The organism is Campylobacter sp. CNRCH_2014_2452, from assembly GCF_025772865.1.
In the GTDB taxonomy this organism is placed as follows: domain Bacteria; phylum Campylobacterota; class Campylobacteria; order Campylobacterales; family Campylobacteraceae; genus Campylobacter_D; species Campylobacter_D lari_D.
The window spans coordinates 177,405-187,834 of sequence record NZ_JAKMSX010000004.1; the positions used below are offsets into that span (position 1 = coordinate 177,405).

11 protein-coding genes are annotated in these 10,430 nt (G+C 29.3%); 1 reads left to right on the forward strand and 10 read right to left on the reverse strand.

All coding sequences use genetic code 11. The annotated features are described in order from the left end of the window. Positions 1 to 56: 56 nt before the first annotated feature. Positions 57 to 581: a thiol peroxidase gene (gene tpx, locus L8X38_RS04070; RefSeq protein WP_263661367.1), complete on the forward strand. Its 525-nt coding sequence runs from the start codon at positions 57 to 59 to the stop codon at positions 579 to 581. Positions 582 to 639: 58 nt separating this feature from the next. Here tpx and msrA read toward each other — a convergent pair whose 3' ends face one another. The 10 genes from msrA to L8X38_RS04120 form a co-directional block, all read right to left on the reverse strand. Continuing rightward, entirely contained in the window at positions 640 to 1,140 is a 501-nt protein-coding gene (gene msrA / locus L8X38_RS04075) for a peptide-methionine (S)-S-oxide reductase MsrA (RefSeq protein ID WP_263661368.1), read from the reverse strand. Then, positions 1,130 to 1,495 (reverse strand): hydrogenase maturation nickel metallochaperone HypA, encoded by a 366-nt coding sequence (locus L8X38_RS04080; protein WP_263661369.1) that lies wholly within the window; start codon positions 1,493 to 1,495, stop codon positions 1,130 to 1,132. Before L8X38_RS04080 ends, msrA begins: the two co-directional genes overlap by 11 nt. Further along, complete coding sequence (gene hypE, locus L8X38_RS04085) at positions 1,495 to 2,466, reverse strand: hydrogenase expression/formation protein HypE (RefSeq protein WP_220567193.1); 972 nt, start codon at positions 2,464 to 2,466, stop codon at positions 1,495 to 1,497. The genes L8X38_RS04080 and hypE overlap by 1 nt, the downstream gene beginning before the upstream one ends. A 1-nt stretch (position 2,467) precedes the next feature. Continuing rightward, positions 2,468 to 3,559, reverse strand: a complete 1,092-nt coding sequence (gene hypD, locus L8X38_RS04090; RefSeq protein WP_263661370.1) for a hydrogenase formation protein HypD — start codon at positions 3,557 to 3,559, stop codon at positions 2,468 to 2,470. Then, positions 3,546 to 3,827 (reverse strand): HypC/HybG/HupF family hydrogenase formation chaperone, encoded by a 282-nt coding sequence (locus tag L8X38_RS04095; RefSeq protein ID WP_012661500.1) that lies wholly within the window; start codon positions 3,825 to 3,827, stop codon positions 3,546 to 3,548. The genes hypD and L8X38_RS04095 overlap by 14 nt, the downstream gene beginning before the upstream one ends. Next, the gene (gene hypB / locus L8X38_RS04100; protein WP_261530076.1) at positions 3,827 to 4,561 is read right to left on the reverse strand and encodes a hydrogenase nickel incorporation protein HypB; all 735 of its coding nucleotides are present in this window, start codon (positions 4,559 to 4,561) and stop codon (positions 3,827 to 3,829) included. Before hypB ends, L8X38_RS04095 begins: the two co-directional genes overlap by 1 nt. A gap of 63 nt (positions 4,562 to 4,624) precedes the next feature. Then, positions 4,625 to 6,823: a carbamoyltransferase HypF gene (gene hypF, locus L8X38_RS04105; RefSeq protein ID WP_263661371.1), complete on the reverse strand. Its 2,199-nt coding sequence runs from the start codon at positions 6,821 to 6,823 to the stop codon at positions 4,625 to 4,627. Beyond that, positions 6,804 to 8,318 carry a hypothetical protein gene (locus tag L8X38_RS04110; RefSeq protein ID WP_263661372.1) on the reverse strand — a complete coding sequence of 505 codons (1,515 nt, stop codon included), beginning with the start codon at positions 8,316 to 8,318 and terminating at the stop codon, positions 6,804 to 6,806. Before L8X38_RS04110 ends, hypF begins: the two co-directional genes overlap by 20 nt. Positions 8,319 to 8,394: 76 nt before the next feature. Beyond that, positions 8,395 to 9,060, reverse strand: a complete 666-nt coding sequence (locus L8X38_RS04115) for a M48 family metallopeptidase (protein ID WP_263661373.1) — start codon at positions 9,058 to 9,060, stop codon at positions 8,395 to 8,397. Next, complete coding sequence (locus L8X38_RS04120; protein ID WP_263661374.1) at positions 9,036 to 10,352, reverse strand: MATE family efflux transporter; 1,317 nt, start codon at positions 10,350 to 10,352, stop codon at positions 9,036 to 9,038. The genes L8X38_RS04115 and L8X38_RS04120 overlap by 25 nt, the downstream gene beginning before the upstream one ends. Positions 10,353 to 10,430 lie beyond the last annotated feature (78 nt).

Consider the following 10,430-nt stretch of genomic DNA (forward strand, 5'->3'; position numbering starts at 1 on the left):
AAGACTTTATTAATCTTTTTATATTATGATTAATAAAAATCATTCAAGGAGAAAAAATGAATAGTGTATTATTCAAAGGAAATAAAGTAAATTTAAAAGGAAACAACATCCAAGTTGGTGACATGGCTCCAAATATCACTTTAAAAGCCAAAGATCTTTCAGGTGTTGAAATTGCTCCAAAAGGTAAAACTCAAATTATTATCAGCGTACCAAGCCTTGATACCCCAGTATGTGCAACCGAAGCTAGAGAATTTAATAAAAAAGCAGCAGCAAGCGGTGTAGAAGTAATCGTAGTTAGTATGGACTTACCATTTGCTATGGGTCGTTTTTGCTCAACTGAAGGTATAGATAATTTAACTGTTGCGAGTGATTTTGTTTCTAAAGAATTTGGTGAAAAATATGGTGTTTTAATGGCTGATGGTCCACTTGAGGGAATTTTAGCTAGAGCAGTGTTTGTACTTAAAGATGGCGTAGTTGCTTATAAAGAATTAGTAAATGAAGTAACAGAACTTCCTAATATGCAAGCTTTAGAAAATTTCTTTAGTCAAAGTTGTGGATGTGGTGGTTGTGGTTGCCACTAAATTTTAAAAGCCTGCAAAAGGCTTTTAAATCTAACTGTAAAAATACTTAAAAACAATATTAGCAATTAACCTTTTCTAATTTTGGAGCAATAACAAATCTACAATAAGCTTGGTTAGGATTATTTTTAAAATATTTTTGATGATAGTTTTCAGCCTTATAAAATTTTTCTAGTTTTAAAACTTGTGTAACTATGTCTTTAGTGTAATATTTTTGTACTTTTTGTAAAAAATTGCTAATAATTTTTAACTCCTCATTAGTTTGATAAAAAATAACTGATCTATACTGCGTTCCTTCATCAGCTCCTTGTTTATCTAAGCTTGTTGGATCGTGCATTTTGAGAAAAATTTCTAAGATTTTTTCTAATGAAATTTGTTTTTCATCATAAATTATCTTAGCTACTTCTATATTCCCATCACCATTTACCACGCTTTCATAACTTGGATTTGGCTTACCACCGCTATAACCTACTTCTGTATAAACTACGCCTTTGATTTCATCAAACACAGCTTGAGTACACCAAAAACAACCCGCACCTAAGATAATTTCCTTATTTGTCATTATTTTCCAAATCCTCATTTTCTTTTAAAACAAGTTGCATAAGATAAAGCTCTTCCCCATCTATGATTTTTAAATCTTTATCTTCGCATTTTGGGCACCAAAAGATATTATTTTTAAGCACTCCACTAAAATGGCATTTTTGACACTCAACTACTACTTCTTGAATATGTATAATAAATTTAGCATTCTTACATAAGGGACTATTTTCTTTAAAAGTTTCAAAGCTTCTTTGCAAAAGTGGAGGTTCAATCCCACTTAAACGCCCTATTTTAACATGCACTTCTTCAATAACTTTTCCTTGAGCATATTCTTCACAAAGTTCTAGCAAAGATTCTGTAATACTTAACTCATGCATTAGCAAATTCTTGGTAAAAGCTCGCCTTTTGGAGCTTCTAAAATGCGTTTTGCTCCATAAGCATTTTCTAAAACCACTCTTGCTTTTTTATTAGCTGTGATTTCACCTATAATAGCTGCATTAGTATTAAATTGTTTTAAAATTTCTAATGCTTTTTGTTCATCTTTTTTATCTACACAAATAATAAAAGTTCCTTCATTTGCAAGCTCATAAGGCTCATACCCAAAAAGCTCACAAACCCCTAAAACTTCATCACAAACTGGGATTTTTTCTTCAAATATTAAAAGCTCTAAATTACTTAATTTAGTCCATTCATTTAAAACTGCACTAAGACCACCACGCGTAGCATCACGCATTGCTTTTATGGAAATATTTGCATTTAAAAGTGTTAAAACTTCATCTTTTAAGCTTTTACAATCACTTTGGATATTTGCCTCTAAATTATTTCTTTCAACCAAAACCGCACAACCATGAGCTCCAATATCCCTTGAAACTAAGATACTACAACCACTTTTTAAGTTTTTGGTATTGATTTTTTGTATATTTTTACCTATACATGAAGTATTAATGTATATTTCATCGCCTTTATTTTTAGGAACAACTTTAGTATCCCCGCAAACTAGCTTTACTCCCGCTTTATCGCATTCTTCTTTTATAGATTTTAGTATAATTTTTAACTTTTCTAGCTCAAAACCCTCTTCTAAAATTAAAGCTAATGATAAATATAGTGGTTTTGCTCCCACCATTAATACATCATTTACGCTACCACAAACTGCTAATTTTCCTATATTTATATCTTTTAAAAAGATAGGATTTAATACAAAAGAATCAGTACTAAAAGCCAAATCATCTAAAATAGCAGCGTCATTTGCTTCTTTTAAAACATCATTTTCAAAAATAGAAAAAATTTCACTTATCAAAGCATTCATTTCTTCGCCACCGCCACCATGGGCTAAAGTAATTTGCTTCATTTTATGCCTTATCTTGATAGTATTTATAATAAGCCGCACAAGCTCCTTCACTAGAAACCATACAGCTACCTATAGGATTTTTTGGAGTGCAAGCTTTTGCAAACACCTTACAATCGTAAGGCTTAGCTAAGCCTCTTAAAATTTGACCACAAATACAAGCCTTGCTTTCGTTTTTACTTTGTACTTTACAATCAAACACTTTGCTAGCATCTAAGTGTGCAAATTCATCTTTTAGACAAAGCCCGCCATTTACAATCACTCCAAGACCTCTAAATTCAAAATCACAAGGTTTAAAGTATTTTTCTACTAAAGCCTTAGCTTTTAAATTTCCTTCTTTGCTAACTACTCTGTGATATTCATTATAAACTTCAAAAGTATTTGCATTCATTTGCTCTACTATATTTAACACACTAAGCATTATATCAACTGGCTCAAAACCACTCACTGCTATAGGAGTTTTGTATTTTTTAGCAATAGGTTCATAAATGTTTGATCCTGTGATAACGCTTACATGGGAAGGTCCTAAAAAGGCGTCAATTTTTACATTTTCATCTTGCATGATAGCTTCTACTGCAGGTGGAACCAACACATGATTAATATGAAAAAATAAATTTTTTAAATTTAAAGCTATACCTTTTTCTATAATTGCCCCACTCATAGGTGTAGTTGTCTCAAAACCTATGGTAAAAAAGATTATATTTTTTTCAGGGTTTTTTAAAGCTATATCTATCACATCCAAAGGTGTATAAAGTGCTCTGATATCAGCTCCTTTAGCTCTAAGATCAATTAAGCTTTCATAACTTCCTGGCACTTTAAGCATATCGCCTAATACACAAAAGATAGTATTTGGCATACTTGCAAGCTTTAAAGCTACATCAATACGCTCTCTAGGCATAACACACACAGGACAGCCTGGGCCATGAACAAAATTAATTTCTTTTGGCAATAAATCAGGCAAACCAAATTTCATAATACTATGCGTATGTCCACCGCAAATTTCCATGATATTAATAGGCTTAGTAATTTTAGAAGCAATAAGTTCTTTTAAGGTTAAAATTCTTTCTTTATTTCTAAAATCATTAATTAAATCCATTTTTTAGCCCCATATCGCCTTCATTTTCATCGATTTGTCCATTTTGCATTTTCTCTGCTATATCAGCATAAATTTTTAAACTCTCTTGTGCAGCTTGAGTGTCGATTTTTTCCATAGCAAAACCCACATGTATAAGCACATAATCGCCTACTTTTAAAGGCTCACTTATTAAATCCAAACTTACTCTTCTTTTAACCCCTAAAGTTTCTACTATGGCTGAATTTAGCTCATCAATTTCTAAAATTTTAGAAGGTATAGAAAGACACATTAGTTAAGCTCCTTTTTCATTTTTAGATAATTTATCCAAAGATCAAATCCTGTTTTTGTTTTACTATCTAAAATCATAATATCTATTTTAGGATTTAATCTTTTAGCTGCCATAGAAGCTGCTTTGAAATCAAAGTCAAAATGTTGAGCCAAATCGGCTTTAGTAATGACCAATAAATCAGCCTTTCTAAACATCACTGGATATTTTTCTACCTTATCACTACCTTCTGTTACTGAAAGTAAAACTACATTTAAATGCTCGCCCAAATCATAACTTGCAGGACATACTAAATTTCCCACATTTTCAACAAATACTATATCAAGTTCACTAAGTTTAAAATGATGTAAAGCTTCATGCACCATAAAAGCATCTAAATGACAAGTTTGTCCTGTAGTAATTTGATGAGCTAAGCCTCCTGCTTTAATAATGCGATTTGCATCATTATTAGTTTCTAAATCTCCTTCAACCACAGCTATTTTTAAATCATCTTTTAAAGTTTTTATAGTTTCTTCTAAAAGCGTTGTTTTACCGCTTCCTGGGGAACTCATTAAATTAATACAAAGAGTATTATACTCATTAAAATGCTCTCTATTATGAGCTGCTTGATGATCATTTTTTGATAAAATTTTACTAATAACATTAATAGTTTTTTCATCTTTTAAAACTGGATTTTCATGATGGTGATCATGATGATGTTCATGTCCATTAATAGAACAACCGCAATCTTTACACATAATCTTTCCTTTATATTTTTATTTTATTGTATATAAAAAAGTATTAAAAAAATATGAGTTTTATTAAGTTTTTAAAGATAAATAATGCACAAGTTGCCCAAGTGCGATAGAACTATCATTGCAAGGAAATTGCAAAGAAGTTTTATAAGCAAAATTTTTTCGATCTAAAATTTCAAGCAAGGTTTTATTTTGAAATACCCCGCCACATAAAAGCACTTCTTCTTTAAAATCTTTTGAATATTCTATAATTAAATTTGCAATGCCATTAAGCAAACCTGTGCTAATTTTAACTTTATCTTTATCTTCTAAAGCTTGCAAAAAAGCATTTTTAAAACAAATTTCTTTTTCTTTGATGTTAAATTTGTAACTATAATCAAGATTTTTATCATAATATTTTTCCATCAAAAGCCCAGTTTGTGCTTCATAATCAAGCTTTTGTATATCAAAAGCAAAAGCGCCAAAAGCATCGATAATCCTACCAAGAGAACTCGTATATAAAGAGCTTTGAGTGTGAATTTTTTTAAGATTATTTAATTTTACTTGAGAAAATTTAGCTAAAAACTCGCTAGCTTTGCTTTCTAAATTAAAATCAAAAATTAAAGCTAAAGCTAAATTTGCGATATTTTTAATATCTGCATTAATTAGTTTGAAATTTTTAAAATGATTTAGTCTTTCATAGCTTTTTAAACTCGCTCTAAAAATCTCCCCACCCCAAATTTTTCCATCATCTCCATAACCTGTTCCATCAAAAACAAAGGCTAAAACATTATTTTTGTAAATTTTGTGTTCAAATAAACAAGCACACAAATGTGCATAGTGATGTTGCACGCGAAAATTTTTATAATCTCTAAATTCTTTTACATAGTTAAATTGTGGGTGTTTATCGCTTAAAATCTGATCAAAATTTAGTTTATAAGAGTTTTGAAAGAAAGTTAAAATTTTAAAAAATCTCTCTTGCATGTCTAAACTTTTCATATCGCCTATATAAGGAGAAATGAAAATTTGATTTTTAAAAAAACATGCAAATTCGTTTTTTAACTCACTTCCTAGAGCTAGAATATTTTCTTTTGTATTAAAAATACTTGCTGTATTGATATAAAGTGGGTTAAGGCCTCTTGAAGTCCTTAAAAACATAGTTTTTTCGCTAATAACTTGAGCAATGCTATCATCGCTTGAGTTGTGTATTGTTCTATCATAATCAAGATAAAAATCAAATACATCACTAAGTTGCTCTAAAAGTTTTGTTTCTTCATAAATAATGCTTTGTGAACTTAAATTAGCACTTGTTGCAATGATAGGTTTTTTAAAATGTTCAAAAAGCATTAAATGCGTTCCCATATAAGCTAACATAATACCTATTTTATTGGTATCTGGTGCTAAGCTTTTATGGATATTTTTGCTATTTAAAATAACTATGGGTTTTAAATTTGAAGTTAAAAGTTTTGCTTCAGCTTCATTAATAAAAGCTAATTCTTGAGCCATTTTAAGATCTTTTACCATGATAGCAAAAGGCTTTTTAGGGCGATTTTTGCGTATTCTAAGTTCATTTATAGCATTTTTATTTGTGCTATCACAAATTAAATGAAACCCACCCATACCTTTAAAAGCTATGATTTTACCTTCTTCTAAAAGCTTTGCAAGCAAGATAAAAGCTTTTTCATCTTTGGCTAAAATATTTTGATTTTTATCTTTTAAAAAAATAGTAATTTTACATTTTGGGCATGAGAGTGGTTGGGCATGAAAACGACGATTAGTAGGATCTTCATACTCGCTTTGACAAAAAGAACACATCTTAAACTCATCCATAGTCGTATTAACTCTATCATATGGGAGTTTTTTTATAATAGAAAATCTTGGTCCACAATTTGTACAAGTGATGAATGGATATTTAAATCGCGGATTTTTCTCATCGTAAAATTCATTATAGCAATCCTCACAAAGAGCAAAATCACTTAAAATCGGGCTAAATTTTTCACTATCTTGTGAAGTACTTATGATAAATTCATTATAAGTTTTTTGAAGTTTTTTATAAGAAAAGCTAAAATCATCTATCCTAGCTAAAGGTGGTAAATTAGCAAAAAGTTTTTCTTTAAAAATTTTTAAATCATCATTGCCACACTCAAGGATTATAACAACACCTAAGCTATTATTATAAACTTCACCTTTTAAATTAAGCTCTTTAGCTATGTTAAAAACAAAAGGACGAAAGCCAACGCCTTGCACTAGTCCTTTAATATGAATTTCATATCCAAAGTGGGACATCACTTAACTTAAAAAATGGTATGTGTTTAAATACATTTTTACTAAGGCTTTTATGCTCAAACAAACTCCCACTAAGCACGGCACAATCAACTTGTTCTTTAGTCCTTAAATCATCAAATAAATCCCTTAAAAAATACGCCAAACTCTCAACAACACCTAAGGCTATGATTTGATTTTCTACTCCAGCAAGCTTAAAACTCATCACACTTCTTAAGGTCTTAGTGTAATCAAATTCTTTTTGCTCATTAAGCTTAAAATCTATCCTAACACCTTTTGCCATTTTACTCTCATCTGCTAAGGCCAAAAGTGCTAATGCTGCTTTTTTCTCGTCTTTACCAAGCTCTAAAATCATCCCTACCATGCCAAAAAGATTAAAAAAATTATTAGCCATGTTTAGTTCTTTTCGCACTAGGGTAAATTCTTTTTCATAATTAGCTAATAATCTCTTAGCAACATCATCTTGACTTATAGTTTCATAAAACTCATCAAAGCTTTTTGGTAAATTTAGTTTTAAAAGATTGATTTCTTTATCAAGTAAAATAATATCATCATATTTTTTACTAAGTTCTAAAAGCAAAGGCTTTTTGTCTTTAAAATCAGACAATATACAAGAAATTCTTGCAAAATTTTTATCTTCTTTTTGAAAAATCAAATTTTTAAACTCAGGTAAAATATAATCATAACCCCTGCAAACTACTAGCTCATTTTCGATTAAAGCTACTTCAAAATCATCTTCAAAATGTTCTAGCTTTTTAAAATTTAAAAACTTAATTCCTTCTTTTTCAAGCTCAAAACACAAGGCAAACAAGAAAAGATTATCATATATTTTTATTTTAAAATATTCATGATTTAATTGATGATTTTGTCTAAAAATAGCATTAAATTTAAGCTTCATTAGAGGCTTTTCAACCCCTGCTAAGATTTTAAATTGCTCGTTATTGCAAGAAAAAAATGCATTGATATGTTTTGGGTCACAAGGTATTAAAAAATCATCCAATGCTTCATTAAAAATTTCAAAAGCATATATTCCTTTTGGACTTTTAAAATGCATTTTTTCTTTGTTTTTTAATTTTTCCAAGGCTTTTTTTAAATTATCGTAGAAATTTTCTTTAGTGATTTTTATAAATTCTTCTTCTATTTTAAATTCTTCTTCTACAAAAATACCCCATTCATTTTCTAAAAGCTCGCCATTAGTATAAGCATTTGCATTAAGTCTTGTTAAAAAACTTCTTTGAGTAAAAGCTTTTTCTTTTTTTATAGGTGTAAAATCTTCTTCTATAACTTTTAAGTCAAATTTGTTTAAAAAAACACTATGGCTGATATTTTCTAAATTAGAACAAAAGGCTTGAATTTCATCTTTTTCGCCTTTAATCTTAATGATGATTTTTTCATCTTTTTGCTCATAATCATACACATAATCTTTAGCATAATAAGCTAACAAATACTCAAAAATATCATTTTTAGATTTATAATCAAAAGTAATTTCTAAAAGCAAGTTTAAAACCTTAAAATTAAATTTTTAAAAATATAAATATAACAATTTTAATTCTAAGGAAAGCTTAAAAATATACTTAAAAAATAAGACTTTTTAGAAAAACTTCTCTTGCTTTATAATCAGGCATAAATTTATATAAAAAATCATAAAATTCTTTTTGATGATGTGGGTAGATTAAATGTATAAGTTCATGTAAAATCACATATTCTATAGCTTTTATATGTTTTTGCATGAGTTTTAAATTTAAGTTTATGTATGCTTTTTGATGATTGCAAGAACCCCATCTTGAAATCATGTCTTTAATGCAAATTCTTTGCACTTTTCTCTTGTGGATAAATTGCCATTTTTTTATAAAATACTCAAAAATCACCCTAGCACTACGCCTTAAGAAAAGATCTAAGGACTTTTGATTTTTTGCAAAAATTTTATCTTTTTTTATAAGAACTTTTTTATGATTTTCGTTAAAAACTAGCTTGTATTTTTTACCTAAAAAATACAATTCATCACTTGCTAAAACTACTCTTTTTAAAGAAAGTTCTTTTTCTTTGGCTCTAATCCAGCTTTCATTTTTTTCTAAAAATCTTAAAACATCTCTTTGCTCATAATATAGCGGTATGCTAAGCTTGAAAGTTAAATCCCTATCTACCCTAAGTCTTAAGTATTTAAGTTTTTTCTTTTCAAAAGCAAAACGAAATTCTTTAAATTCTAAAATTCCTTTTATACTAGTGCTTTGCCTTGCCATTTTTTACTTTTCCATCTATATGAATTTACTATACCGCGCAAAAACTCATCTGCACAAAAACCTATCCAAACTCCTAAAATTCCAAGTCCAGCATAAAAACAAAGCACATAGCCAACCGGTAAAGAAACTCCAAGCATAAATACAACTCCACTTAAAAATGGAAACCTCGCATCACCACTTGCTCTTAGTGAATTCACCATGACTATATTAAAAGTTCTTGAGATTTCTAAGAAAATTGAAAGAGTAAAAAGTGGTATCATAAGCTCTTTTAAACTTTCTTCAAGCTTTACTATATCCATGGTAAAATCTTGCAAAACATAATTAAGTAAAGCCACAAAAGCACTTGCAACCACGCTAAAATACAAAGCTATCCAAGTATGTTTGTAGGCCACATTTAAGTATTTTGCACCGACTAATTTACCTATGATAATTTCATTTGCTACGCTTATAGCTTGCCCTACTAGCATGATGAGCAAAGAAATTTGAAAATAAATCGTTTGAACGCTTAAATTTTCTTTACCCAAACTTGCTACAAAAGCAAAAGCTATGGTATATTGTATAAACCATATCAAATGCTCTCCTGCTGCAAAACCACCGATGTTAAAAATCTTTTTAAGTACCACTTTTTCAAGGCTTATCATCTCTTTAATTTTAAGATGAATTTTGAGTTTAAAACTAAGTATTGCTACAAGCATACCAAAGGCGACCAAACGCCCAAGTATATTACTAAGCCCTACTCCAAAAAGCTCTAGTTTGGTAAAATGTAATACATAAAAATTTCCTATAAATATCACAACATTCATCAATAAGGTAGTAAACATAACCCAATAAGCCATGTTATACACCCTAATAATAGCAGCCAAAACTATACCCATAGCGTCAAAAAACAAACAAATTCCAAGCATGTGCAAGTAAATTTCACTATTCTTTAAAAGCTCATTTGGAATTTGTAAAAGATAGAGTAAAAACTCTCCATGCCATAAAATCAAACTTCCGCACACAAAACCAAGCAAAGCATTTAAAAATAAACTTTGATGAATTGCCTTTCTTGCTAGAGTGTAATCTTTAGCCCCTAAAGCTTGAGCAATCACTACGCTACAACCCACACTTAAAAAACTAAAAATAATGATAAATAAATCTGCTACTTGATTACCCGCACCCATAGCCCCAACTAAAAAGTTAGAATATTGCGAAACCATAACGGTGTTGATAATCAAAGAAAAATATCTTAAAAACATTTCAAGCAATATAGGCATACTAAGATGTTTGAGTGAAAGTTGTTTGCTTGCCATAAATACTCTTTTTGATAATAATCTTTTGAAAGTAAAAAGTAATTTTACTTAAAAATTACTTTTTATAAGCTTTATAAT